This window comes from Nitrospiraceae bacterium (assembly GCA_019637075.1).
GTDB lineage: Bacteria > Nitrospirota > Nitrospiria > Nitrospirales > Nitrospiraceae > JAHBWI01.
The window spans coordinates 14323-39480 of the sequence record JAHBWI010000004.1; the positions used below are offsets into that span (position 1 = coordinate 14323).

Consider the following 25158-nt stretch of genomic DNA (forward strand, 5'->3'; position numbering starts at 1 on the left):
GTAGGTTGTGATTCCACCGCCTGCAGCACGTCCTTCGGCCGAGAGGAATCGTAGCACCACGTCAGTTGACGGGTCGAGGTTCAAAGTTCCCTAGGAAGCACCCACAATTTGCAACGCCTTCTCCAGCCAACCTGACTCTCTGAAGAGCCGATTGATGATCCTCACCCCCGATGGTGATCCATCAGGCTCACACGCCTCTCACTCGCTGCACAGGGCAAGGAGCGTTCCTCACAATCGCGGATGGGCAAAGATCGGCAACCTTCCGAATTTCTTACGGAAGATCGTCACAGCGTGAAGGAGGGATGTCGACCGCACCCGGTCGTGACGAAGCTTCGGGCCGAAAGTTCGGCAGGTGACGAAAGCCTTCGTCACGGGTGAAGAAGAAGTCACCAAGCCGGTGAATTACAGAGCGAGAGCAGAGCGCTGACTGTCGGCTGCAGGTTCTACGAGACCGTCATCGGGCCTCATGGTTCCTCTTTTAGACTGGAACCCGGCGTTCTCCAAAACCTAGTCGAATCGCCTCAATATCCAACTCCTGTTCCAGCCGGTGGAGGATTTCGTCGCTGATCGTGCCATCGTCCCGGAGTCGAATCAAGGCGGCTCGTTCGGTCGCCAGGATCGTTTCTTTGAGTTGAAGCAATGCCGCGCCTGTCTCCGCTTTGCATTCGGGATCGACGTCGGTGTCCGGCGCAAATCGCCGCAGGCGCCGTCCGTAGTGCAATCGCAACTGTTCGACATGGTCGGGCTTCGGCCAGGCCTCTTTCGTCAACTCCTCCAATCTGGACAAGGCAGCCCCGGCCGCATGTCGGCGCGCATGCATTTCTTCCCGCTCCCCATCCAATCCTTCCGACACTCCCAAGCGCCGAATCAGCGGGGCCAAGGTCAGTCCCTGCAGCACCAACGTGGACAGGATCACGGCGAAGCTCAGCAGAATGATCTCGGAGCGAAAGGGAAACGGGGCGCCCGCACCGGTGGAGACCGGCAAGGCCATGGCCGCCGCCAGCGTCACGATGCCCCTCATGCCCGTCCAGCCGACCAGAAAGAGATGCGACCAGGGGGGCAAGGGATCTCGTGCGCGGAGAGTCCGACTGAGGCAGCGAGGCAGCGTCGCGGTCAACGGGACCCAGCCCAACCGAACCAGAATGGCGGTCGCGCTGATCAGCGCCCCGCCAAGCATCAACGGCTTCAGTCGATCGGCTGGAACGGCGGCCTGCAAGGCCCTGAGTTGGAGCCCGATCAAGATGAAGATGACACCGTTCAACAGAAACACCAGGAGATCCCACACGGCGCGGCCCTGGATCCTGGTCGAGGGGGCCACCTCTCGGCTGAAGTTCTGCCGCAGATACAGTCCACCCGCCACACAAGCCAACACGGCCGAGGCATGAATCGATTCTCCGAGCACCCACGCTACGTAAGGAGCCAGCAAGGTCACCCCGATCTCGGTGAAACTATCCCTGATGAACCGCAGAGCCAATCGGGTCGCCAGACCCACCAGAAGTCCGACTAAGGTGCCGGCCACAGCGGCATAGAGGAATTGCAGGAGCGTCTCCTGGAGAATAACGATCCCGCCGACGACGGCCGCCACGGCGGCCCGATAGAGCACCAGGGCCGTGGCATCGTTCACAAGACTTTCGCCCTCCAAGATGGTCACGATGCGCCGCGGCATATTCAGCCGTTTGCCGATGGCCGTGGCGGAGACGGCATCCGGCGGAGACACAATGGCACCGAGTACGATCGCTTCGGGCCATCCAAACCCGAGAAGGGCATGCGCGACGAGAGCCACCGCCGCCGTCGTCGCCAAGACCAGACCGACCGCCAGGAGCGAGATCGGACGAATGTTGTCGCGAAAATCCCGCAGGGACGTGAAGTAGGCGGCCGCCCACAAGATCGGGGGCAGGAACACCAGGAAGATCAAATCAGGATTCAGCGAGACGGTCGGCACCCCAGGAACCAGGGCCAACACAAGCCCGCCGATGACGAGCAGGATCGGATAGGGCAGCAAAATTCGCCGCGCGAGCGTCGTCAGCGCCAACACAACGGCCAGCAGCAGGATGATGACTTCAAGCTGATGCAGGCTATCCATCTAGGTCCCGAACGGCGGCGCCGACGGCCGTTCCTTCGCGAGGTTGGCCTTGAAACCCGGTGCGTGCAACAACGGACGGCGCGAGGAGAACGGGCGTGGCTTTCATTTCGAACCTCCTCCTTTTAGGATCGGCAATATCCCGCCTCTCCGGAGCCCGATGCGGGGCGGCTCGTTCGGGAACCAAGAATGAGCCGCCCCACGCGATCGCCTGATCAGTCCCGTTTGTCGAGTGCAGCAATCAGCAAGATGATTCCCCCTTGCGCGTGCCTTGTGACCGGAGAAGCCCGGTGACCACCGAGTGCGCCAACCCCACGTCCGGCCATTGTTGGAGCGCCTCATAATACTGCCTTCCGAACCCATCACCCGCTTCCGACGGCGTCAGCATGGTCTTCGTCGATCTCAAGAGAGCGGTGATTTCCTCATCGGACACGGCCTGGACTCCCTCGGCAAGTTCGTCGATCCTGGCCATCAACCTGGATAGCGGCCTCAACCAGGCAAACCAGGCATCTCCCAACACCAGCTGAAGAAATTCCCCATTGGATGCAATCCGACCGTGCACCCGCTCATAGGACACTCGTTCCGCGTCCAGCAGGGCTTTGTGCAACCGGAGCAAGGCTCGCGAGAGGTCATCCAGGTACGCGTTCATTTGATCCTGAGCCGACACGTTCCCACCTCCTCGTCCCTACCTTGCCACAGACTTCACAGTGAAGATCGCCCACAGGATGTTCAAAAGGCCGTCCGTATCACCCGCCCAACCCCGAACCTGCTGAGACAGCCTCTTTTCCCGGGGCCGTACGTTGAGCCTCTGAGCGATGCGAGAACGCTGCTGGCGGACTTTTTCAACACCCTCCTAGGGGTGGGCCTTGCTTTGCGAGAAATACCGATAGACGCCTTCGACATTTTCCGGGAACCAGTCGGCGTAGCGCTGCCACTGTTCATACTTGGGAAGCCGAACGGTTTGCTTCGTGTCTTCCAGGCTCAAGCCCTGATTCAACGCCTCCCGCACCGCCGCGGTGAGATCCTCGAGATAGCCCCGAAACATCTTCACATGTTCCTTTCTGCCGACTTTCCCATGCCCCGGAACCAGCGTATCGAAGTCCAGTCGTTCAACTCGTTTGAGCGACTCGATCCACTCGTCGGGATAGTCGCTCCGCATCGTTCGATAGGCGACCGTTTCGACGGGGATGAAATCGACGGCGAAGAGCAGTCTGTCCTGAGGCAACAAGACGACCAGGCTGTTATCCGAATGATTCCTCCCCGTATAGATCAGCTCGAGGCGTTTCCCGCCCAGGTCGATGAACATCCGGTCGAGGAACGTGAGGTCCGGCAGCGGGATTTCCGGATCCGGTTCTTTCAACAACTGCTGCCGCGCTGCCGCATGGCTCACGAAACGGGCCGTGTCGGCAAAGACCCGTCCCCCCGAAATATGATCGTGATGATGGTGGCTATAGACGACATACCGCACCGGTCGGTCGGTGAGTTTGGCGATCTCGCTTTTGAGCCAAGCCGCAGCCTCCGGAGCAATCGGGTCAGTGACGATGACCCCCTCCGGGGTGATCACGAAGATGGACTGATGGAACTGATGACGAAACAGGTACACGCCCTCGCTCAGGCCGATCACTTCGTTGTCCGGCCGTAACGGCTCGGCTGAAAGGGCCGGTCCTTGGACGGAGAGGCACAGGAGGAACAGCAAGAAGCACATCGATTTGTTGGGCAACATTGCGACCTCCGATTCTGGGAAGCAGAGCCGTCGCTTCATGAGGTACCCGTCCGTACCTCCACCAGAAGGTCTCCCTGCTGGGCAAGGACCTCATGCCGCGTTATGTCGCGTTCCCGCCAGAATCTCAAGTCGACCGTGGCTCGACCCACACGCAACTGACGGAGCGTGAGGTCGGGGAGCCAGGGCGGGAGCGCCGGATCGAGGCGGAGCCGACGATTCGGGGCGTCGGCCTCCAGGCCCAAAATGGCACGGAGCAGGTGAAATACACTGCCCGCTGCCCAGGCTTGCGGGACGTTGGCTCCGAGATATTGCACCGGAAAGGTGCCGGGCTCCCTCTGCACTCCGGCGTAGAGTTCCGGCAGGCGATTAAGGAGGAAATAGGTTCCGGCTCCACTGATATCGCGGGCGATCATCGCGGCTTCTTCGGCAAAACCGTAACGCTTGAACCCCAAGGCAATGATTCCGTTATCGTGCGGCCACACCGACCCATTGTGATAAGAAAAGGGGTTGTACGCGGGGTGGTTCGCGGATAGGGTGCGAATGCCCCATCCACTCCACATGTCGGGTTCCCGCAGCCGCCGGATCACCCGAGCGGCGCGATCCGGCCGGACGATCCCGCTCCACAGCAAATGACCCGCGTTGGAAACGATCGTCTTTACCGGCTTCTTGTCACCGTCAAGCGCGTAGGCGTAGAAGTCGAGATCTTCGCACCAGAACCGGTCTTCGAACTGCCGCTGTAAGCCCGCCGCTTCCCGCTGCAGTTTCGCCGCAAGGTCTTTGTTGCCGACAGATTCCGCCCACTCGGCAACCCGGGACTTCGCGTCGAAGACATAGCCTTGCAATTCGCAGAGCGCTTTGGGGCCTTTCACCAGAGACCCGTCCGGATACCTGACGGCATCGCCGGCATCCTTCCATCCCATGTTCTCGTAGCCTTTTGCAGAGCGAGTCTGGTACTCCTGAAATCCGTCGCCGTCCCGGTCTCCGTAGTCGTCGATCCATTGGAGACACCGCAGGATGACCGATTCATAGTCGCCAATGAGCGCCTCGTCTCCTAACCACTTCCAGGCTTCGTGCCATGCGAGGATGTAGAGAATCGTCGCATCGGCCGTTCCGTAATAGGGGGTGTGCGGAATGAGTTTGAAATGGGCCAGCTCTCCGACTCTCAATTCATGCGGGATCTTTCCCGGCTCCGCGTCCCTGTCGTCGTCCCGCATGTCGGCCTGAAGAGCTGCCAACCGCTTGAGAGTCCCGCGAGCGAAATCGGGATAGACGATCATGTTCTGCAGGCTCACGATCAAACTGTCGCGACCGAATACGCTCACGAACCACGGCACACCGGCTGCGGCCAAGAGGTCGTCCGAGCCTTCCTCGTCGGCCCTGAGGCGAAGGGCCGCCATATCCTCCACTGATTGCCGGAAGAGCCGGTAGAACTCCTCGTTCGAGGTCGTCAGCTGTGTCGTGACCTGCTTCCATTCGGTCACGGGCCGCGCAAGGTGCCCCTCATGGCAAGTGTGCGTGCATTCGCGCGGGGCGGGCCACAGGGTCGCCCCATCGCTGATGTCATACTTCCAGCAGGCGCGCCATGCCCCCTCGGGCGGGAGGTCGACGACGAAACCGATGCGGCCGTTGCCGTATCGCGCCTCCGACGTGCCCTGTTCCACGGATATCGTGAGGGCCCTGCGGAAATCATCGTGTGCATAACGGGTGACGAGTCGCTGCTGTTCGCTCGACCACTCGGTTTCAATATTGCCCCTGCGCGTCTGTGCCTTGGACCGGACTTCGAAGATGTCGGCGAAGTCGGCGCGAATGAGCAGTTCAAGGTTGAAGCGCACCGGTTTCCCACTGTAGTTGCGAATGTCGATGTCTTCGTGGAGCGCCTCGCCGACCATGCGGCCCAGCATGAGACCAACGGTCCCGGCTTCGATGACCCCGCGTTCGGTCAGAACCCTCGGATTCACGAGGCAGGTGCGCGACGCAAAGTAGGTCACGGCGCCGGAGTTCAGCAGGACCCACGGTTCACCGTCGATATACAGTTGATAGCGGCTGATAAAGCGCGTGTCGCGCGCATACAACCCTTGCTCCGATGCATCCGCCACGGAGCCGTCGAATTCGGATACCAGAAACGCGTGTCCGTAATTAATGGTGACGACGGGGGGACCGACGGTGACCTTGAGGGACATGCCTATCGCCTCGACGTGATCCTGAATCCGGCGGAACCGGAGCATCAGTCGTGGAAATACTATCTACGTTGCCTCTTCCAACACACCGACCTCAATGTCGCATGAGGCGGTCACGCTACGCAACGGCAAGTGCGCCGGGGTCTTCGAGACCTGCGGCGAGACCAGCATCATCGCGGAAAGGCTGCCGCGGCCGCAGGCCGAGGGATGCAATGCCGCTCCGCGCACTCACGACATCTAGGGAATCGGTGCGCCACGAGATAGCCCGTTAGCGGCCGGAGGCGTCAAAGGGCCCGCCAAAGAGTCTCCCTTGCGGCGTGTTACAGCGCGAGCGGCTTGATCGGCGACACTACGGCCTCGGGGTTACTTTTCCAGATGGCCGGATCGGCATCCACGTAGAGTTCCACCTCGTTGCCGTCCGGGTCCCTCAAGTAGAGGCTTTGGCTTACCGTGTGATCGCTCATCCCGTCGATCGCAATGCCGGCCTGTTCGAGTTCCCGCTTGGCCGCCCGCAGTTCTTCGAGACTGTCACCGACCTTGATGCCGATATGGTAGAGGCCGCGCCGACGTCCCGGCGGCGGTCCCGGAAGATCCCCGACCTGGATCAGCAGTAACTCATGATGAGTCCGCCCTGAGGTCAGGGCGGCCGCCGAGCCGTTGAAGATCCTGCCGACCTCCGTGAAGCCGAGCAGGTCTCGATAAAATCCCAACGCCCGTTGGAGATCCTTCACAAAGAACACCACGTGTCCGAGATAGTGCGCTTTCATGCTCCGTATCCTGTTATTCGTGAAACGTCCATCGGATCTCATGACTGATCGTGTCCTGAGGGAGAGAGCCCAATAACCTGTCCGACCACTGTTGCACCTGCATGCTCATCGAGTCTTCTCCTTCCGCTTCGCTCGAGATGAGGTGAAGGCGAGGCCGGTCTTCTGCACCTCCTGATAAGGCAACAGCCAGACCAGCGATTCGTCGCTGAGATCCCCGACCTGGATGCGGTTGCCCCAGGGATCACGGAAATCACAGCGAAAGTCCGGGTGGAGCTTCAGCTTGTATTTCTTGGTAAGCTTTCGCCGGACCTCTTGGATCTGCTCGGGATCACGAACCATCAGGCCGAAGTGTTTCGTCCGGTCCGGTTGAAGCCGGTCGACCTCGAAGATGGCGAGAAATTGATGCTCTCCCAGCTTGCACCACGCGGCGCCTTCGCCGCCGCGCAGCATCTTCAGGCCGAACACGTCCTCATAGAACTTGACGGCCCTTTTGGCATCGGTGACTTCGATCACGACGTGATTGCACCCGTATACCTGCACCGCCATGGTTTCACCTCCGTCCGGTCGAACCGTCGGCCGCCCCCGCTTGGTGGGTCCTCACTGCCTCGATGGCCGCGGTGAAACGTTCGACCGGCTGTGCGCCGGACAACCCGTACGCTCCGTCAAGGACAAAGTAGGGGACGCCGCGAATGCCGAGCCGATGGCCGGCTGCCTCCTCCGTCTTGACCTCCGTCGTGCCCTCATCGCCCTCGAGAAAGGATGTCGTCGCCGCGCGATCCAACCCGGCACGAACGCCCAACTCCGTCAGTTCCGATGTCCTGCCGATATCGACGCCCTCCACAAAATAGCCCTGGAACAGGGCCTCCACCACCGCATCCTGGCGATCGTGTCTTTCCGCAAACCAGATCAGCCGATGCGCGTGGAAGGTATTGGGCGTCCGGGCAATGTTCTCGAATGCGAACGGAATCTGCACGGAGGCTCCCGCTGCCGACACCTGTTCCTCGAGCCGACGAAAAGCTTCCATACTGCCGAACTTTGCTTCCAAGTATGTCGTCCGGTCCATTCCTCCTACCGGCATGGTCGGGTTCAGCTCGAACGGACGCCATGTGACCTTGATACTCGGTATCGGCGGCAGGGAGGTCAGGGCCTGTTCAAGCCGCCGCTTGCCGACATAACACCAGGGGCACACGACGTCCGAGTACACAACTATCGGGAGGCTTCGAGCCGCATCGCTCATAATTCCTCTGTCCTCCGATTCGCTGGTCCGCGTTCTCCAAACAATGCTTCACCGGCTGCGCGCCCTCTCGTCACGACAGATGCCCCATTTTACCGGCCCGATAGTCATCCACCGCCTGCACCAGTTCCTGCCGAGTGTTCATGACGAATGGGCCATAGCGCGCAATCGGCTCCTTGATCGGTTCACCTGCCATGACCAAGACCAACGCATCGGTTCCCATGGCTTCGAGCTGCACTCGTTCGCCCTTGGAGCCTAACACCACGAGTTCGGCTTCACCCACGACCGTCGCTCCGTTGACCTTGACCTCGCCGCTCAACACGAACACGCCGGTATGGTGACCCGCCGGCAGCGTGAGGTCGGCATGGCCGCCGGCCCTCAGCCGCACGTCCAACAGTTCCACCGGCGTCACGGTTTGCGCCGGGCCTTTCCGGCCGCCGAACTCTCCCGCAATCACCCGGACGTCGCCGCCCCCATCTGCCAGGGGTAGCGTCGGAATATCCTGCTTCACGAGGGTCTGGTACCGCGGCGCCGACATTTTGAACTGAGCAGGGAGGTTGACCCAGAGTTGGATCGCCTGAAAAGCACCTCCCTGTTTTGCCCATTCGCGTTCGTGCATTTCTTCATGCACCACCCCGGAGGCCGCGGTCATCCATTGGACATCGTCGGGGCCGATGACCCCGCCGTTGCCGGCCGAATCCCGATGGGCGACTCGGCCTTGATACATGATCGTCACGGTCTCGAATCCCCGGTGAGGATGTTCTCCCACGCCGCGCGGATGCTCCGTCGGCGAAAAATCCCGGGGTCCCGCATAGTCCAACATGAGGAACGGGCTGAGTCGTTCATCCAGATCATTGCTGGGGAACAGGTTCCGAACCGGGAAGCCATCGCCCACCATGTGGGCCGATCCCGGCCGATAGACACCCAGCACCTCTTTTTGAGTCGCCGTCTGTGTAATCACGATGGACCTCCTCCCTTGTATTCGTTACGCCAAGTCCCGCAACGCCGCCGCCAGGGTGACCGTCCCGCGGACCAATCGCTCGGGCTGTTCATACCCCACGGTCCCCTCCGAGAATGCCCTGTACATTTCCTCGAACAAACCAGCCGCTTCATCGGAAAATCCGAATGACTTAAACGTCGGCACCACAGCGCTCAATGGGGCCGCCTGCTCGGTCACGGTCCGGCCGAGAATCTGGGTCAGCGCCGCCGCTGCCTGCTGGGGACTGTACTCCTCGGGCCCGGCCAATTCCACGACGGTGCGGCCCTTGCCGCCCGCCATCAAGCGTTCCGCCCCAATTCGCCCGATATCCTTCGTCGAGATCATCGGCACCCGAGCCGCCGGCGCGAGAAACGTCGGCAGAATGCCTTGACTCTTCGCCAGTCCGATCACGGCTGCCCAATTCTCCATGAAATAGCAGGGTCGTAAGATCGTCAACTGCTCCGCCGCTGCACCCAACACCTGCTCACCATAGTGTACGGCGCGAATCGGGCCGGTAGCCCCGGTGAGGTGACCGCCGACCGAGGACAAGAACACCACGTGAGCGATACCGCTGTCCTTCACCGCGCGGGCGGCTTGATCCAACCGCTGTCGCTGCTCGGCGAGCCATGCCGTCGCGCCGTAGTTCGGCGGCACGAGCAGATACACTCCTGTCGCACCTTTTAGCGCGTTCGTCAGCGCAGCCTGGTCGTCGAGCGAGGCAACCACGGTCCCGGCACCCCTAGCCTTCCACGCCGCTTCCTTTTCAGGCGTACGCAGAACGACCCGAACAGAATGCTTCTGCTCGAGCAGCGTCTGCGCGACCGCCGCACCAGTATGCCCCGACGCTCCCAACACGACAAACATGCTGCCCCCTTCCTGTTGCCAGCTTTGCAGGATGCAGGCCGTTGTCTCGGCCGTCACCCGCTTCAGACGCTCTCCACAAGTCGACCTCAGTATAATAGTTCTAGCTAGAACAGAGTCAAGTGCCGGGCCGTAGATTGCTGAGAAGTCCTCGTTATCGTTGGCGTCGGTCAGCAGCGATAGACAATGGAACGCGGCCCCGCTCATCGAAGCGATGCCAGGGGAAAGAGCGGATCGCCCGTTCGGAACACCCTGCATACCCTGTGGGATTGAACAAGAAGAGACCTGTCACGCCGGCGCATCGGCGGCTGGGAGAGTGGATCGGCTGGGGTCTTCGTCGAGAAGAGATGAGGGGGAGGGGGAGGGTCTATGCGACAGATTCTTGAGCCTGCCCCAGCGCGACGGCTGGATCACCTCGGCGCTAGCGTTCTTTGCGATCCTTGATGGCGCGCTCGACCTCGCGCCCCGCCTCACGGGCCTTGATCGATTCACGCCGGTCGTGCTGCTTTTTGCCCTTCGCCAACCCGATTTCCACCTTGGCATGGCCCCGCTTCGAAAAATAGATCCGCAGCGGAATCAGCGTGAGACCCTTGAGCTGGGTTTTGCCGATCAGCTTGTTGATCTCTTTCTTGTGCAACAACAACTTCCGCTTGCGCAGCGGATCGTGGTTCATGATGTTGCCGTGGGAATAGGGGCTGATGTGGCAGTGGTGAAGGAAAAGTTCGCCGTCGTCCACGGAAGCGTAGCTGTCCATGAGGTTGACTCGCCCTTCGCGTAACGACTTCACCTCGGTCCCGCGCAGGACGATGCCGGCTTCGAGCTTCTCCTCGATGAAATAGTCGTGGTACGCCTTCCGATTGGTGGCGACGACCTTGAACTGATCTTCGTGGTCCTGCTGTTTCCCCATCGATTGCCGAGACGACGACTTGCGCGCCCTTATCCCTGTGCTGCTTGTTTTCTCCCAATTCTGCTACGATACACCCATGCGCGGGTACGCTTCATTGGATGACTTCGGGACGATCCTGGCCGGGCTGGCCCACCGCCTCGGCCTGGAGAGCAAACTGTTCGAAGCCCGCCTACGTCGAAGCTGGCCGGAACTCGCGGGGGAAGCGATTGCCGCACATACCAGACCGGACCAGATTCGATTCAAGAAGCTCTATATCTATGTCCAGAACTCTGTCTGGTTACAGCAGCTCACCTTCTTGAAGCCGGTCTTGCTGCAGAAGGTCAATACCCTGGCCGGTCAGCCGTTGGTGACGGACATCGTGCTGCGGATCGGGGAAGGGTTCACGGAGCAAGCGGCCTCCGCAACTCCCGCGCTCGCGGAGGCTTCTGATCCGACCCCGTCACCGGAACTGCTGGCTGAAGCCGCTCGACATACCGCCTCGATACAAGACCCGGCGCTCCGAGCACAACTCACCAGGGTCATCGCCCATGCGTTGAGCCGTCCGGATCCCCCATCGGAGCCGGCACCGGCCCCTTGAAGAGCTGACGGGCATAGGCCGCCATCGCGGCACTGTCCTCCTTGTGCAGGATCGGGCCGATCCGCCCCTCTTCCTCCTGATCCTCCAACCGGTAGAACCCCCGAAGTGCGCGCTCGAACCCCTCGCGCATGGCCTGGTCTTCACCTGTTTTGAATTTGTGCAGGACGTCCGCTTCGGCCCAGGCCTCATGCGTAAAGATGTAGACGGAAATTCGCCGGTACCGGCTCTGGGGATCGTCCGGAGTCGTAGGACGAACCTTCATCGCCCCAAAATTGCGGCCCTCGCGACCGACCTTCCGAAATCGCTCGATCAACGCTTCGATCTCCGGATCGCTGGTGTACGAGGGGACGTGCACCGCCACCAGCGTTCCATCCTGCGAACCGACGCTATAGGGAGGGATCGAGCGGTCTGGCCGGCTCAAATACATGCCGCCCCAGATCAGGCCGAACGCGCTGAACAGCACGCCCAGCGCCAGCTTCACGACCGTGTCGAGAGGCTTTTTCTTCTTCGGACCGGCTGGGGCCTCGGCCTGGAGGGGAGTCGGGTGGTTCATGGACATGCTGGACCCGCCCTGCGCACAGGCCGGAGGTAGACGGTTATGCGCCTTCCGGTTCCTCCTGACTCACATCCTGTTCGGCCAGACGGGCCACCGCTACGACGCGGTCCTCCTCGCCTTCAAGGTCGAGAAGGCGAACGCCCTGGGTATTGCGGCCGATCTCGCGGATGTCGTCCACCTTGCAACGCAGCACCTTGCCTTGCGCGGCCATCAGCATGATTTCGTCTCCGTCGCGTACCTGGAGAAAGCCGATGGCGAGGCCGTTACGCTCGGTGGTCTTCACGCTGATGATGCCTTTACCGCCGCGGCCCTGGATCCTGTACTCGGTGACCGGTGTGCGCTTGCCGTAACCGCCTTCGGTCACGGTGAGGATCGCCGTCGTGCTGTCCGGCGTAATCGTCTCCATGCCGATGACCGCATCGCCCTCTTCCAGCGTGATGCCTCGGACGCCGTGCGCCGTGCGCCCCATCGCGCGGACTTCTTCTTCCTTGAACCGGATCGTAATGCCCTGTTTCGTGCCGAGCAGGATTTCCCGCTGTCCGTCGGTGACATCGACTGCAATCAGCCGATCGCCTTGATCGAGCGACAGCGCGATGATCCCGCCCTGGCGGGGATTCCCATAGGCCGCCAATTCCGTTTTCTTGATGACGCCCTGCCTGGTCGCCATCACGACATAGCGATCTGCCGCGTATTCCTTGACCGGGAGCGTCGCCGTCACCTTTTCGTCCTTCGACAGGGCCAGCAGATTGACCAGCGCCTTGCCCTTGGCCGCGCGGCCGGCTTCGGGAATTTCGTGCACCTTGAGCCAGTACACCTTCCCTGCATCCGTAAAGAAGAGGAGCGAATCGTGCGTGGAGGCCGTGAACAGGGTCTCCACGAAGTCTTCGTCCTTGATCCCCATCGCGATCTTGCCCTTCCCGCCGCGCCGCTGCGCCCGGTAGAGGTTCACCGCGTTGCGCTTGATGTAGCCGGAGTGGGAAATCGTGACGACCACTTCCTCTTCGGCGATCAAGTCCTCAATCGTCAGCTCCGCTTCCTCCTTGACGATCTGGGTACGGCGCTCGTCCTGGTATTTCTCTTTGATCTCGCCGAGCTCGTCGCGAATGATCTTCCGCACAAGCGCTTCGCTGCCGAGCACGGAGCGTAGATACTCGATTTGCTTGAGCACTTCGCGGTACTCCTCGACCAACTTGTCGCGCTCGAGCTGCGTCAGCCGCTGCAGGCGCATGTCCAGAATGGCGTTGGCCTGGATTTCCGACAACTGAAACTGCTGCATGAGGCCCGCGCGCGCGACGTCGGGCGACTCGGCGCGACGGATCAGCGCGATCACCGCATCGAGGTGATCGAGCGCGATCTTCAAGCCTTCCAAAATATGCGCCCGCTCCTCCGCCTTACGCAGCTCGTAGGCCGTTCGACGAACCACCACCTCGCGGCGATGCTCGACGAAGGCGGACAGGATCTGCTTGAGGTTCAGCACCTCGGGTCGATTGTTCACGAGCGCGAGCATGATCACGCCGAACGTCGTCTGCAGCTGGCTGTGCTTGTACAGATTGTTCAGAACCACGAGCGGAATCTCGTTGCGTTTGAGTTCGATGACGATGCGGACGCCTTCGCGGTCCGATTCGTCGCGGATGTCCGAGATGCCGGTCACGCGGTCTTCCTGCGCCAGTTCCGCGATCTTCTCGATCAGCTTGGCCTTGTTCACCTGGTAGGGGATTTCCGTGACGATCAGGCGATCCCGCTCCGTCCGCTCTTCCGTCTCGACGGCCACCTTGGCTCGAATGGTCAACAACCCGCGGCCCGTTTCATACGCGTCTTTGATCCCGCCGGTGCCGTAGATAAAGCCGGCCGTGGGGAAGTCCGGGCCGGGAATCTTTTTCATGAGCTGAGCGATGGTCGTATTCGGGTCATCCAACAGCAGGAGCAGGCCCTCGATCACTTCCCCGAGGTTGTGCGTCGGAATGTTCGTGGCATAGCCGACGGCGATACCCCCGGCGCCGTTGATGAGGAGATTGGGCACTTTTGACGGAAGGACGAGCGGCTCGACGCGCGACTCGTCGTAGTTGGGACCAAAGTCTACCGTTTCCTTGTCAATATCGGCGAGCAATTCTTCGGCCAGCTTGGTGAGCCGGGCCTCGGTATAGCGCATGGCCGCCGCCGCGTCGCCGTCCATCGAGCCGTAGTTGCCCTGGCCGTCGACGAGCATGTAGCGCATGTTGAAATCCTGCGCCATCCGAACCAGCGTGTCGTAAATCGCGCTGTCGCCATGGGGGTGATAGTTACCCATGATCTCGCCGACGATTTTCGCCGACTTGCGGTACGGACGGTTCGCGGCGAGGCCCATCTCGTTCATGCCGTGCAGGATGCGGCGATGCACCGGCTTCAACCCGTCGCGGACATCGGGCAAGGCACGGCCGACGATGACGCTCATCGCGTAATCGAGATACGACGACCGCATCTCGTCTTCGATTGCTATTTGTCCTAACCGTTCATCAGGCGGCATCTAGTTCTCCACGGATGCTGAAAATGGTCTCCGGCTTCGTTCTCAGCGCGAGAAAGTCCTCAACGTACCCCGGAGGGTACGCCTCCGGTCCTCCCTCGACTGCGGCCTTGCCGGAGGACCATTTTGACATCCCGCAAGATCGCATACGCAGACATTCGACTTCCGGAACGGCCGGCGCTTCTCGCGCCACGTCACACGTCGAGATTTCTGACTTCCAGTGCGTGCTGTTGAATGAAGTTGCGCCGGGGCTCGACTTCATCTCCCATGAGAATCGTAAAGATCTCATCGACGCCGGTCACATCTTCCAATTTCACGCGCAACAGCGTGCGCTTTTCGGGATCCATCGTGGTTTCCCACAATTGGTCCGGATTCATTTCACCCAGACCTTTGTAGCGCTGGATGTTCAAACCCTGCTTACCTTCCTCAAGAATGGCCTGGGCGAGCTCGGCTGTGCCATGCTTGAGCGTCTCAACACCTCCGGCGCGAATCTTATACGGCGGTTTCCCAAGCCCGATGGCCGACGGCGCCTGCTTCTGCAGTTCGCGGAAATCCGCCGACCCGACCAATTCGTGGTTGACCTCCAGCTGATGGGTCATCCCGCCGGCCGCGACTCGGCAGACCAGCTTGTTCGATTGGTGCTCTTCGTCCTCGACGATCTCGACGGTCGGCGCACCCTTGGGGTAGACCAACGCCAGCAGCGCCGTGACATTGCTCACCAGCAGCTCGAGCGCCGCCCGGTTCTTGAGCATGTCTCGGTCCAGCCCCGGCTCGTCGACGAAGAGCCGCAGCATGTTCGCTTCGTGGTATCTCTTGTTGACCTTGTGCAGCAGCGACTCGAAAGCAATCAGCTTCTTCAGAATCGGAAGCAGTCGCCGGCCCGTAACGTAGTCCCGTCCGCTTTCGACGAAGACCTCGACCTCCTCCACCGCGAGATCGGCGAGGTAATCATTCATCGCGGCTTCGTCCTTCAAGTAGCGCTCGGTCTTGCCCTTCTTCACCTTGAACAGCGGCGGTTGGGCGATATAGATGTACCCTCGCTCCAACAGCTCCGGCATTTGCCGGAAGAAAAACGTCAGCAGCAGCGTGCGGATGTGGCTGCCGTCCACGTCGGCGTCGGTCATGAGCACGATCTTGTGGTACCGAGCCTTGGCGATGTCGAACGCCTCTTTGTCTGGCTTCTCGCTGTCGTCTTTCCTGCGGCCGATACCCGTACCCAGCGCCATGATCAACGTCCGGATTTCGTCGCTCGTCAGCATTTTGTCGAAACGGGCCTTCTCCACGTTCAGAATCTTGCCCTTGAGCGGAAGGATCGCCTGGAACTTCCGATCGCGACCCTGCTTGGCCGAACCGCCGGCCGAATCACCCTCGACGATGAACAGCTCGCTGAGCGCCGGATCCTTTTCGGAGCAGTCCGCCAGTTTCCCCGGCAGCGACCCTCCGTCCAACGCGCTCTTCCGTCGGATCAGTTCCTTGGCCTTGCGGGCCGCTTCCCGCGCCCGGGCTGCGTCGATCGCCTTCCCGATGATCTTGCGGGCTACGCTCGGGTTTTCTTCGAAGTAGGTACCGAGCGCCTCGTTGACCGCCGCCTCGACGATGCCCTTCACCTCGCTGTTCCCGAGTTTCGCCTTGGTTTGCCCCTCGAACTGCGGGTTCCGGACCTTCACGCTCACCACGCCGGTGAGCCCTTCGCGCACGTCGTCGCCCGCGAGGGACTCGACCTCTTTTTTCAGGAGCTCGTTAGCGCTCGCATAACTGTTGATCGTCCTGGTCAGCGCCGCCTTGAAGCCGACCAAGTGCGTACCGCCTTCCCTCGTGTTGATGTTGTTCGCGAACGAGAACAGGTTTTCGGCGTAGCTGTCGTTGTATTGGAGCGCGACCTCGAGAATCAGGTCGGGCTTTTCGACCTTTACATAGATGGGCTTGTGCAGGGGCGTCTTGGCCTCGTTGAGGTGCTCGACGAAGGAGACGATGCCGCCCTTGTAGTGGAAGACCTGTTCCTTTTCCTTGCGATCGTCACGGAGGGTAATGGCCAAGCCCTTATTGAGGAAGGCCAATTCCCGCAGGCGCTGCGCCAGCACATCAAAGCTGAACTCCAGCGTTTCGAACACTTGCCCATCCGGCTTGAACCGCACCTTCGTGCCGCGCTTTTTCGTTTTGCCGGTCACGGCCAGGGGCGTCAGGGGCTTCCCCCGCTCATAGCGCTGTTCGAAAACCTGACCGTCCTGCCAGATTTCCAACTCCAGCCACTCCGACAGCGCGTTGACCACGGAAATGCCGACCCCGTGCAGACCCCCCGAGACCGTATAGGCGCCCTGTTCGAATTTGCCGCCAGCATGGAGGACGGTGAGGGCGACCTCGGCCGCAGACTTTTTCTGCGTGGGGTGCATCCCGGTAGGAATACCGCGCCCGTTGTCGATGACGGTCACACTGCCGTCGATGTGGATGGTGACGTCGATGGCCTCGCCGAACCCCGCCATGTGCTCGTCGACGCTGTTGTCGACGACCTCATAGACGAGGTGGTGCAACCCATCCACGCCGGTGCTCCCGATATACATGGCCGGGCGCTTCCGGACGGCGTCGAGTCCTTCGAGGACCTTGATCTGGTCCGCACTGTAGCTGTCGGATTTCGGTTTGGTGGTGGTGTCCTGTTGGTCGTCCTTGGCCATTCAGCTCCTTGATGACAGCGCGCAAACCTCAACCGTCAGCGTACTCCTCGGCGATCCGTCGATCGCTTCAGGCTGACGGCTTGTGTCAAATTTTGATCGGCATCACGACGCACTTGAACCCGGGGCTCTCCGGCTCCTGGATGAGGCAGGGGCTCAGCGAGGAATCCATCTGCAGCGTGACCGATTCGCCATCCATGACGCTGAAGGCATCCAGCAGATACCGTGCATTGAAGCCGGTTTGCAGCGCATCGCCTTCATACCGCGCGGGCAACTCTTCCGTGGCCTCACCGTAGTCGGGATTGCTGGCGAAGAGCGTCATCCCGCCGGGGGCGAACGACACCTTCACCGCATTGGCCTTGTCCTTCGACAGGACCGACACACGACGCAGCGCGCTTTCCAACTCGGCCCGGTTGACCGTGATGCGCTTGCCGCTCTCCTTGGGGACGACCTGCTGATAGTTGGGGTAGTTGCCTTCCATCAAGCGCGAGGTGAGGAGCAGACCGCTCTTCCGGAAGATCATCAGGTTCTTGGTAAACCCGATCAATGGTTCGGCATCGCCGCCTTCCTCGAGCAGCCGCCGCATTTCCTGGGCCGCCTTCTTGGGAATGATCGCTTTGATCTCCTGAGCCGCCGACTTGGCGCCAGGCTGACCGACCTCGCGTTCCGCCACGGCCAGCCTGTGGCCGTCCGTTCCGACGAGTCGAAGTGTCGTCTTCTTGTCCGTGGAAGTCAGCGTGACCAGCAGCCCGTTCAAGATGTAGCGCGCATCGTTGTCGCCCGCGGCAAAGAGCGTCTTCCGGATCAACTCCAGCAGACCCGCGCCCGCCAGAGGCGTCAAGCCTTCCCGCTCGATCGAGGGCAGAGCCGGGTAGTCCGTGCTGGGGAGGCCGACGACTTTGAACTGGCTCTTGCCGCATTGAATCGTCGTCCAGTTGTTGTCGCTCGACGTCAGCTCGATGTCTCCGCCGGGCAATTCCTTGATGATCTCGTACAGCTTGCGAGCCGAAATCGTGACCCCGCCGGCTTCCAGCACCGTGGCCTTGTAGAGGCCGCGCATGCCGATCTCCAGATCGGTCGCGACAATCTCCGCGCCGTCATGCTTGGCTTCCAGGAGGATATTCGAGAGGATGGGCATCGTGTTGCGCTTTTCGACGACCCCCTGCACACGCTGCAGACCCGTCAGCAGTTCCTCTCGAGCGATGCGTACCTTCATAGTCGATCTCCCTCAGAGGGCCGTTACGCCCTCAAAATCTGCTCCTTCAGGCCTTCCAGAGTCGTGTGCAAGGTTGAGTCGGCTTCCTTCGCCTTGGCGATCTGCCGGCAGGCGTGGATGATCGTCGTATGGTCCTTGCCGCCGAAATGGCGCCCGATTTCCGGAAACGACGCATCGGTCAGTTCCCGGCACAGATACATGGCGATCTGTCGCGGATGAACCAACGTCTTGCTGCGCCGCCGCGACTTCAGCTCGCCGATTTTCACATGGTATTTCGCGCCCACCACTTCTTGGATGTCCTCGATCGAGACGATCTTCTTCTTGTCCCCGATCAGGTCCCGGAGCACGTTCTTGGCCATGTCCAGCGTGATGACCTGTCCCGTCAGGGACGAGTAGGCACCCAATCGGACCAACGAGCCTTCCAGCTCCCGGATATTGTTCTTCATCGTGTTGGCCAGGAAATGGATGACATCTTCCGGCAGAGAAATCCGCTCATCTTCGGATTTTTTTCGCAAAATGGCGATTCGCGTCTCCACGTCGGGCGGCTGAAGGTCCGCGATCAGCCCCCACTCGAACCGCGACCGCAGCCGCTCTTCTATGTCCGGCATGTCCTTGGGGAACCGGTCGCTGGAGAGGACGATCTGCTTCCTGGCTTCATAGAGCGTATTGAACGTGTGGAAGAACTCTTCCTGGGTCCGTTCCTTCCCGGCCAGGAACTGAATGTCGTCGATCATCAGCATGTCGATATTCCGATACCGTTTCCGTAGGTCCATCATCTTGTCGTACCGGATCGAATTGATGACTTCGTTCGTGAACTGTTCCGTCGTGAGGTAGGCAATCCGGAGGTCACTGCGTTCCGCGACGTGGTTGCCGATTGCGTTCAGCAAGTGGGTCTTCCCTAAACCGACGCCGCCATACAGGAACAAAGGGTTATAGGCCTTGGCGGGTTGTTCGGCCACGGCCATACAAGCGGCATGGGCAAACTGGTTCCCGGCTCCGACCACGAAGCTCCTGAACGTATACTTGGGGTTGAGTTGCACGCCGCGCTTGGGCCGCGCCGCAATGAGCCCGCGATTGATCGCGCCGGGCGCGGCTGCCGGTTCTACAGCGGGCACATGGGGCTTGCGGCTCACGACGAACGAGACGTTCATTCGTCCTCCGCCGCCTTGGGCAACCGACACGGCTTCAGCCAGGAGGTCGCGATAGTGCTCACTCAGCCAATCGCCGAAGAACTTGTTCGGGACCCCGAGGTATGCGGTCGTTTCATCGACCCGGTCCAGGATTACAGGTGTAAACCACGTCTCGTACACCTGTTTCGGCACCTTTTCCTGAATGTACGCCAATGCCTCGTTCCACATTGATTCCGCCCTCATTATTCAATGACTTATAAATGTTCACAGCTTTATACACAGGTGTGGATAATCGTAAGGAAGAGGCCGTATTCATCAGGAAACGGAGTGCCCTGGAACGGGATCCGGTGTGGACGACGGAGCGGCATCGGTTTCGCCTGCCTCGCTTCTTCACAGACGACCCAGGCATATCCCCCATCTCCCCCTGCCTTATACACCATCTCATCCACATGAGCTAGGCTCTTTTCTCGCCAAGAGCCACGGCGCGATTCCTCTCCATCCACAGAACCCACACGACCTACTCCTACTCCGACGACGACTATTTTTCTTTCTTACCGTTCACAAATAAGAAGAAGAGCCGTCAGAGCACAATTGTTCGCCCGTGCGCGGCAATCAACTCCAAGAGGTCACGATAGGAAATCATCGTCACACCGGACCGTTCGGATTCGGAACGTCCGGAACCAGCCAGACGATATACGGCTCCGGAAAACCCTGAAGGAGGCGCATCTGCCCGTTCCAGCAAGACGAGCGATGCGGCTCCCTGCTCAGCCGTTGCCGGCAACAGACAGGTCACTTCGGCTGCGGGACGACGAAGCAAGTAGAGCACAGGCGAATCAGTCATAAGTCTCTATTAAAACACTAGGGAGCGATCAGCTCGCATCAGCAACTCGGCAACCGACCGGCATGTCCCCATCGTCACGGTAAAACCTTCCTCCACCTCGGCCACGCCCTCGTCTGTGGGGACGATCACGAATGGGATCCCCAAGTGTTGGAACGACGGGAGATACTTCTCTAAGATGTCCACATCGACGATGTCGTCCCGGTCCTCTCCAATCAGCGAGGCTGCATTCCCAATCAATGCTACCGTGATCTCGTTGTCTCCGGCGGCCAGGCCGAGTGCAATGCGCAGAGCTTCCACCGGACGAGGGGTCCGGCGCGGGTCTTCCTGAATGACAAGAGCGATGGTTGAAGCCATGAGACTGGTGTGTGAATCGACCGGAAATCAGGTGAAAGCCAAGAACCGGTCACAGCCATTGACGATATTGGAGAGCACGACAAGCCCGCAAAGGGACACACGGCTGTCGATGCCTTCGGTCGTGACCCCGTGTTGCTGACACCCATAGGCGCAGACGAAGAGTTTGACTCCCCCCGCAGCGAGATCCATGTATCGGGAATCGTGCAGGTTCTTTACCCCTTCATCGATGAAGTACAAATAGAGATCGTAGCCTTGCGACAACCCCTCACGACAGAGTTCGGCGACCGTCGCGACACTGGGGTGCGTCGGGGGTGTGGATAACAGGATGCCAAACTTCTTCGTCGCCATTAGAAATTCGTAAGAATAAAAGATAAAGTTTACTGAATAATCAATTACTTATAATTTAAAAAGTGACAGCGGAGCCTACGGGCTTTGAGGAGGAAAGTCAACCAGAAAAAGGGCCGAATTTTATGTGGGGCAGAGCCGGGTTTTCAGTGCGTTCGGGAGGTCGGAAAGAGCGACGACTTCTTGGTCTTTCGTCTGCATATTGCGCACGATCGCGGACCCCTTCGTAATCTCGTCGTCTCCTAGCAGGACGGTATACAACGCTCCGAGACGATCCGCTTGGCGGAGGTGGGCTTTGAGAGTGCCGGAGCGAAAGTCCATATCGGCTGGGATGCCTTGCCGTCGTAACTCGTCGAGCAAGCTGAATCCCAACAGAGCCGCTTTCTCACCGAAGGCCGCCACGTAGATTCTGGGTTTCGCGTGCACAACCGTATCCGTCGGCAACATGAGCGAGATCCGTTCGAGTCCGACTGCGAATCCCACGGCAGGAACCTGTGGTCCGTCGAGCTGCTCGACCAGTCCATCGTACCGACCCCCGGCGCCCACGGCATTTTGGGCGCCAAGTCCCGAGGCTGTGACCTCGAAGGTCGTCAGGCAATAATAATCCAGTCCGCGGACCAGACGAGGATTCAAGTGAATGGGGATCCCCACCGACTCGAGTCCGCCAACCACGTGGTCGAAATGGGCCCGAGCCTCCGGTGAAAGGTGATCGGTCAAGCGCGGAGCCGCTTCCGTCGCAACCCTGCAATCGGGCACTTTGCAATCAAGGACCCGTAGGGGATTGGTCTCCAAACGCCGTTGGCAGTTGGCGCAGAGGCGATCCGTGACCGTTTTCAGGTAATCGACCAGGATCGGTTTGTAGCGCGCCCGGTCATCCTGGTAGCCCAAGCTGTTGATCTCAAGAGTCAAACCCTGGAGCCGAAGGTCGCTGAGGATTCGCCACAGAAGGCAAATCACCTCGACGTCGGCACGGGGGTCCGAGACCCCGAACGACTCCACGCCAAACTGGTGAAACTGCCGGAGGCGTCCCGCCTGCGGCCGCTCATGTCGAAACATGGGGCCGACGTAGCAGAACTTTTGGGGCAACGGCTCCGCCGCTCGATTGTGCTCGATGAAGGCGCGGACCGTGCCGGCAGTCCCTTCAGGTCGAAGCGTCAGCGAGGTGCCGTCACGGTCGGCGAAGGTATACATTTCCTTCTCGACGATGTCGGTCGTGGCGCCGATACTGCGGGCAAACAGTGTGGTCACCTCGAAGATTGGGACCCGGATCTCCTGAAACCCATACCATGAGGCCCATCGCCGCGCGGTTTCTTCAATCAACCGCCAGCGCGGGGTCTCTTCGGGCAAAATGTCCTTAACGCCCTTGATGCCTTTGATCATACGTCGATGTCGTCAGGGATTCGGTGGAACGTGACGGTCACGTTTCCCGGTTCGGGGGCGAACTATAGCGGCGGATTTACAGGCAAGTCAATGAAGCCGCAGGACGTGTCTCGTGAAACGCGAAGTGTATCTCGTGAGAAGGCCGTAGGGCGCAATCCAACGCCGTGTGAGGGACGAGATATGACGAACGCGGCAGTTGCACCCATGTCCATGCGAGCGTATAGTGCCCGACACTCGCAACTGACCATTTCCTGAGCGATAGCTTCACCCATGAGCCAACAGCGCCACATTCGCCGCGTGCTCGCGATCGCGCCGATGCCGCCGGAAAAGTCCGCCTATGCGCTGGCTCGGTACAGCCGCTCCCCGGACCCAATCGAGGAGAGTATCAAGTGGGTCCATTCCCATTCCTCCGAGAAGTTCTGGGAACAGTTCTACTTCGATTACGGACATGCCTCGATCGCCGACCTGGGGCACGTGATCGTCTGCTTCGAACAGATCTCGGAGTTGGCTGCCATTCGGCTCGAGGATGAGCCCCTGTGGGATGGTCAGGCCAAGTCCAGTCGGTACCAAAACTTTGCCTCGAACAACTGGTTCCTGCCCGATGCCATTCGCGGCCAAGAGACCGAAGCCATGTATCTCGGCATCCTCCGCGGACTTGGGACGGTGTACCAAGCCTTGCATGAGCCGCTCACCCGTTTCTTGACCGAACGGGAGCCTCGGCCTGAAGAGATGACGCCGGGCGCCTATCAACGGGCCATTGCGGCGCGAGCCTTCGACGTAACTCGCTATCTGCTGCCGTTGGCTGCGCGTACCAACGTCGGCCAAGTGGTCAGCATCCGCACCTTAGAGAAACAGATCTCCCGGCTGCTCTCCTCGCAGTTGCCCGAACTCCGGATGATCGGCGAAGACCTGAAGGATGCCTGCCAAAAACCTCCGGTCAACCTGTGGGGTGAATTGTCAGGACAAGCCGCGGGCCTGGCCGAACCGTTGGCGCCGACGCTGGCGCGTTATGCCAAAGCGAGTCCTTACCAGACAGAGGTGTACAGCGACCTGGCTCGGCACGCGAAGGAAGTGTTGCGGGGGACTGGGTTAGACCAGCCGGGGTCTTGGGGTGACCAGGAGCCGGTGGATCTCCTCGAGCCGCACCATCCGCTCGACGAAATCGTGACGACCTTGCTCTATCGCGTCTCGCAGGCCTCCTATCGGAAGATTCTCGCCGTCGTGCAGGACTGGACCGAGAAGCAGAAGCAGGACACGCTGGAGGTGGCTTTCCGTCAACGAGGTCCACATGACGAGCTGATCAAAGAATTCCGCAGCGGCTACGGATTCGTCTTCGACATCCTCATGGACATCGGGGGGTGGCGCGACATGCACCGGCACCGACGCTGTCAGCAGGTACAGCAGAACTTCACGACGGTCCACGGGTTCGACACGCCGCCCGTGTTGACCGAGGCCGGGCTGGAGCAGGAATACCGCGACGCCATGGGCTTGGTCAAAACCGACATCGAGCACCTTCGCAAATCGAGCCAGGAAGCGGCCATGTATGCGATCCCGTTCGGCTTCCGGGTCCGTTGCCTGTTCAAGATGGATTTTGCCGAGGCGGAATATATTGCGAAACTGCGCTCCGGCGTAAAGGGCCACTGGTCCTACCGCACGATCGCGTGGCTCATGAAGCAAAAATTGGCCGAACGGTACCCGATCCTCGGCGACCGCATGCAGGCGACCCCGCCGGATGTGCAGGACGCGCTGACCCGCTAATTCTGGCTCGCTCTTCCATGACCGACCATCAGCAACAAATCGAATCGGCCCTGCTTGCGGGCGATTGGGACAGAGTGGCGGCCGAGGCGACTGCCTGGGTCCAGGCGGTCGATTCCGCAGGCGAACGCAACGCCCGGCCCTTCTTCGCGCTCAACGTGACGCAGCTCATGCGGGGGGATTTCGCCGGCGCCTGGAAGACACACGCCCGCTCGCTCCAGGAACCGGAAGACATCGAACACGTCCGGGCCTGGGTGCAGCAGATCCACGAGCAACAGGCGGACAATGCCCAGGTTCAACTGGTCTGGGGCCTTTTTCTCGCTCAATCGGGCCAGTCGGAACAGTCCATGGCGGTCTATAAGGACGTAGCCAAGCTGGCGCCGGACTCCGCCTATCCCCACTACTTTCTGGCGCAGATGCACGAACGCGCCGGCCAGATCGAAATGGCAATCAAGGAATATCGCGAGGCGGTTCGACTCAGCCCATCATTTGCCGCCGCCCGCACGAACCTCGGGGTGGCCTACCAGGAGCAGGGCCGGCTGGAAATGGCGATCCCGCAATACCGCGAAGTCATCACCCTCAATCCCGACGATCCGGTGGCCCATGCCAACCTAGCTTGCGCCTTGGCCGAGCAAGGGAAGCTGGAGCCGGCCTTGCGCGAGTATAAAGAAGCGTTGCGCCTGAATCCGAACGATGCAGAGATCCACTTCGCGCTCGCGGGGCTCTATGAAAATCGCGGCCGCACCGATCTCGCCGCCAAGTCCTATCGGGATGCGGTAGAGGTCGATCCAAATTTTGCCGCCGGCCACACCGCCCTTGGTTTCATGGCCTTGGACAAGGGACGGATGACGGAAGCGATGGACTATTTCAACCGGGCCATCAAGGCCAATCCCGACGAGGCCCGCGCCTATTACGGCGTCGGAAAGATCTACGCCGCAAAGGGTAAGCGCGAGGTCGCCGCCGAAAACTTTGCCAAGTCCCTCCGACTCGAGAAGAACCCCGATCGAAAAAACCAGATCATGAACGAGCTCTTCCAGAGCGGCCAGGTCGGGGATTAGCGACGCCGGACGTCAGACGGCTCGGAGAGAAAATCGGGCGTCCGAGAAACCA

23 protein-coding genes are annotated in these 25158 nt (G+C 60.4%); 3 read left to right on the forward strand and 20 right to left on the reverse strand.

What is annotated here, in order from left to right; genetic code table 11:
* Positions 1-478: 478 nt before the first annotated feature.
* From KF814_11215 to smpB, 11 genes are all read right to left on the reverse strand, one after another.
* A complete protein-coding gene (locus KF814_11215) occupies positions 479-2083 on the reverse strand; it encodes a Na+/H+ antiporter (GenBank protein MBX3236711.1) in 1605 nt (534 codons plus the stop codon).
* Positions 2084-2321: 238 nt separating this feature from the next.
* Positions 2322-2747, reverse strand: coding sequence for a hypothetical protein (locus KF814_11220; GenBank protein MBX3236712.1), 426 nt, complete (start codon positions 2745-2747; stop codon positions 2322-2324).
* Between the two features lie 186 nt (positions 2748-2933).
* Entirely contained in the window at positions 2934-3803 is an 870-nt protein-coding gene (locus tag KF814_11225) for an MBL fold metallo-hydrolase (protein MBX3236713.1), read from the reverse strand.
* 35 nt (positions 3804-3838) lie between these two features.
* Entirely contained in the window at positions 3839-5983 is a 2145-nt protein-coding gene (locus tag KF814_11230; protein MBX3236714.1) for an amylo-alpha-1,6-glucosidase, read from the reverse strand.
* 63 nt (positions 5984-6046) lie between these two features.
* Positions 6047-6208, reverse strand: coding sequence for a hypothetical protein (locus KF814_11235; protein MBX3236715.1), 162 nt, complete (start codon positions 6206-6208; stop codon positions 6047-6049).
* A gap of 92 nt (positions 6209-6300) precedes the next feature.
* The gene (locus tag KF814_11240) at positions 6301-6747 is read right to left on the reverse strand and encodes a VOC family protein (protein ID MBX3236716.1); all 447 of its coding nucleotides are present in this window, start codon (positions 6745-6747) and stop codon (positions 6301-6303) included.
* Positions 6748-6852: 105 nt separating this feature from the next.
* A complete protein-coding gene (locus tag KF814_11245; GenBank protein ID MBX3236717.1) occupies positions 6853-7293 on the reverse strand; it encodes a VOC family protein in 441 nt (146 codons plus the stop codon).
* Positions 7294-7297: 4 nt separating this feature from the next.
* Positions 7298-7984 carry a DsbA family oxidoreductase gene (locus KF814_11250; GenBank protein ID MBX3236718.1) on the reverse strand — a complete coding sequence of 229 codons (687 nt, stop codon included), beginning with the start codon at positions 7982-7984 and terminating at the stop codon, positions 7298-7300.
* Positions 7985-8054: 70 nt separating this feature from the next.
* Entirely contained in the window at positions 8055-8942 is an 888-nt protein-coding gene (locus KF814_11255) for a pirin family protein (protein ID MBX3236719.1), read from the reverse strand.
* A 24-nt stretch (positions 8943-8966) separates the two neighbouring features.
* Positions 8967-9881, reverse strand: coding sequence for an NmrA family NAD(P)-binding protein (locus KF814_11260; protein MBX3236720.1), 915 nt, complete (start codon positions 9879-9881; stop codon positions 8967-8969).
* Between the two features lie 361 nt (positions 9882-10242).
* Complete coding sequence (gene smpB, locus KF814_11265) at positions 10243-10728, reverse strand: SsrA-binding protein SmpB (GenBank protein ID MBX3236721.1); 486 nt, start codon at positions 10726-10728, stop codon at positions 10243-10245.
* A 76-nt stretch (positions 10729-10804) separates the two neighbouring features.
* Between smpB and KF814_11270 the strand changes: the two genes are divergently transcribed.
* Complete coding sequence (locus tag KF814_11270) at positions 10805-11305, forward strand: DUF721 domain-containing protein (protein ID MBX3236722.1); 501 nt, start codon at positions 10805-10807, stop codon at positions 11303-11305.
* Here KF814_11270 and KF814_11275 read toward each other — a convergent pair.
* The 9 genes from KF814_11275 to hisS all read right to left on the reverse strand — a co-directional run bounded on the left by KF814_11275 (position 11247) and on the right by hisS (position 22293).
* Positions 11247-11864 carry a hypothetical protein gene (locus KF814_11275; GenBank protein ID MBX3236723.1) on the reverse strand — a complete coding sequence of 206 codons (618 nt, stop codon included), beginning with the start codon at positions 11862-11864 and terminating at the stop codon, positions 11247-11249. The two genes, KF814_11270 and KF814_11275, sit on opposite strands and share 59 nt — an antisense overlap.
* A 37-nt stretch (positions 11865-11901) precedes the next feature.
* Positions 11902-14364 (reverse strand): DNA gyrase subunit A, encoded by a 2463-nt coding sequence (gene gyrA, locus KF814_11280; GenBank protein MBX3236724.1) that lies wholly within the window; start codon positions 14362-14364, stop codon positions 11902-11904.
* 191 nt (positions 14365-14555) lie between these two features.
* A complete protein-coding gene (gyrB, locus tag KF814_11285) occupies positions 14556-17030 on the reverse strand; it encodes a DNA topoisomerase (ATP-hydrolyzing) subunit B (GenBank protein MBX3236725.1) in 2475 nt (824 codons plus the stop codon).
* Positions 17031-17115: 85 nt separating this feature from the next.
* Complete coding sequence (dnaN, locus tag KF814_11290) at positions 17116-18243, reverse strand: DNA polymerase III subunit beta (GenBank protein ID MBX3236726.1); 1128 nt, start codon at positions 18241-18243, stop codon at positions 17116-17118.
* A gap of 23 nt (positions 18244-18266) precedes the next feature.
* Positions 18267-19601: a chromosomal replication initiator protein DnaA gene (dnaA, locus tag KF814_11295; protein ID MBX3236727.1), complete on the reverse strand. Its 1335-nt coding sequence runs from the start codon at positions 19599-19601 to the stop codon at positions 18267-18269.
* A gap of 352 nt (positions 19602-19953) precedes the next feature.
* Positions 19954-20214 carry a hypothetical protein gene (locus tag KF814_11300; protein MBX3236728.1) on the reverse strand — a complete coding sequence of 87 codons (261 nt, stop codon included), beginning with the start codon at positions 20212-20214 and terminating at the stop codon, positions 19954-19956.
* 9 nt (positions 20215-20223) lie between these two features.
* Entirely contained in the window at positions 20224-20568 is a 345-nt protein-coding gene (locus KF814_11305) for a hypothetical protein (protein MBX3236729.1), read from the reverse strand.
* Between the two features lie 27 nt (positions 20569-20595).
* On the reverse strand, positions 20596-20916 hold the full coding sequence (locus KF814_11310) for a DsrE family protein (protein MBX3236730.1): 321 nt from the start codon (positions 20914-20916) through the stop codon (positions 20596-20598).
* Positions 20917-21036: 120 nt separating this feature from the next.
* On the reverse strand, positions 21037-22293 hold the full coding sequence (gene hisS / locus KF814_11315) for a histidine--tRNA ligase (GenBank protein MBX3236731.1): 1257 nt from the start codon (positions 22291-22293) through the stop codon (positions 21037-21039).
* A gap of 270 nt (positions 22294-22563) precedes the next feature.
* Between hisS and KF814_11320 the strand changes: the two genes are divergently transcribed.
* Both KF814_11320 and KF814_11325 read left to right on the forward strand, forming a co-directional pair.
* Positions 22564-24051, forward strand: a complete 1488-nt coding sequence (locus tag KF814_11320) for an FAD-dependent thymidylate synthase (GenBank protein ID MBX3236732.1) — start codon at positions 22564-22566, stop codon at positions 24049-24051.
* Between the two features lie 17 nt (positions 24052-24068).
* Positions 24069-25106: a tetratricopeptide repeat protein gene (locus KF814_11325; protein ID MBX3236733.1), complete on the forward strand. Its 1038-nt coding sequence runs from the start codon at positions 24069-24071 to the stop codon at positions 25104-25106.
* Positions 25107-25158: the final 52 nt, after the last annotated feature.

Excerpts from the sequence above, each read along its gene's own strand:
- dnaN (MBX3236726.1), bottom strand. The coding sequence starts at position 18,243 with ATGAAGGTACGCATCGCTCGAGAGGAACTGCTGACGGGTCTGCAGCGT.
- dnaA (MBX3236727.1), bottom strand. The coding sequence starts at position 19,601 with ATGTGGAACGAGGCATTGGCGTACATTCAGGAAAAGGTGCCGAAACAG.
- KF814_11325 (MBX3236733.1), top strand. The coding sequence starts at position 24,069 with ATGACCGACCATCAGCAACAAATCGAATCGGCCCTGCTTGCGGGCGAT.
- smpB (MBX3236721.1), bottom strand. The coding sequence starts at position 10,728 with ATGGGGAAACAGCAGGACCACGAAGATCAGTTCAAGGTCGTCGCCACC.
- KF814_11225 (MBX3236713.1), bottom strand. The coding sequence starts at position 3,803 with ATGTTGCCCAACAAATCGATGTGCTTCTTGCTGTTCCTCCTGTGCCTC.
- KF814_11320 (MBX3236732.1), top strand. The coding sequence starts at position 22,564 with ATGAGCCAACAGCGCCACATTCGCCGCGTGCTCGCGATCGCGCCGATG.
- KF814_11240 (MBX3236716.1), bottom strand. The coding sequence starts at position 6,747 with ATGAAAGCGCACTATCTCGGACACGTGGTGTTCTTTGTGAAGGATCTC.
- KF814_11275 (MBX3236723.1), bottom strand. The coding sequence starts at position 11,864 with ATGTCCATGAACCACCCGACTCCCCTCCAGGCCGAGGCCCCAGCCGGT.
- KF814_11310 (MBX3236730.1), bottom strand. The coding sequence starts at position 20,916 with ATGGCGACGAAGAAGTTTGGCATCCTGTTATCCACACCCCCGACGCAC.
- KF814_11305 (MBX3236729.1), bottom strand. The coding sequence starts at position 20,568 with ATGGCTTCAACCATCGCTCTTGTCATTCAGGAAGACCCGCGCCGGACC.
- hisS (MBX3236731.1), bottom strand. The coding sequence starts at position 22,293 with ATGATCAAAGGCATCAAGGGCGTTAAGGACATTTTGCCCGAAGAGACC.
- KF814_11230 (MBX3236714.1), bottom strand. The coding sequence starts at position 5,983 with ATGTCCCTCAAGGTCACCGTCGGTCCCCCCGTCGTCACCATTAATTAC.
- KF814_11245 (MBX3236717.1), bottom strand. The coding sequence starts at position 7,293 with ATGGCGGTGCAGGTATACGGGTGCAATCACGTCGTGATCGAAGTCACC.
- KF814_11215 (MBX3236711.1), bottom strand. The coding sequence starts at position 2,083 with ATGGATAGCCTGCATCAGCTTGAAGTCATCATCCTGCTGCTGGCCGTT.
- KF814_11250 (MBX3236718.1), bottom strand. The coding sequence starts at position 7,984 with ATGAGCGATGCGGCTCGAAGCCTCCCGATAGTTGTGTACTCGGACGTC.
- gyrB (MBX3236725.1), bottom strand. The coding sequence starts at position 17,030 with ATGGCCAAGGACGACCAACAGGACACCACCACCAAACCGAAATCCGAC.
- KF814_11300 (MBX3236728.1), bottom strand. The coding sequence starts at position 20,214 with ATGACTGATTCGCCTGTGCTCTACTTGCTTCGTCGTCCCGCAGCCGAA.
- KF814_11270 (MBX3236722.1), top strand. The coding sequence starts at position 10,805 with ATGCGCGGGTACGCTTCATTGGATGACTTCGGGACGATCCTGGCCGGG.
- gyrA (MBX3236724.1), bottom strand. The coding sequence starts at position 14,364 with ATGCCGCCTGATGAACGGTTAGGACAAATAGCAATCGAAGACGAGATG.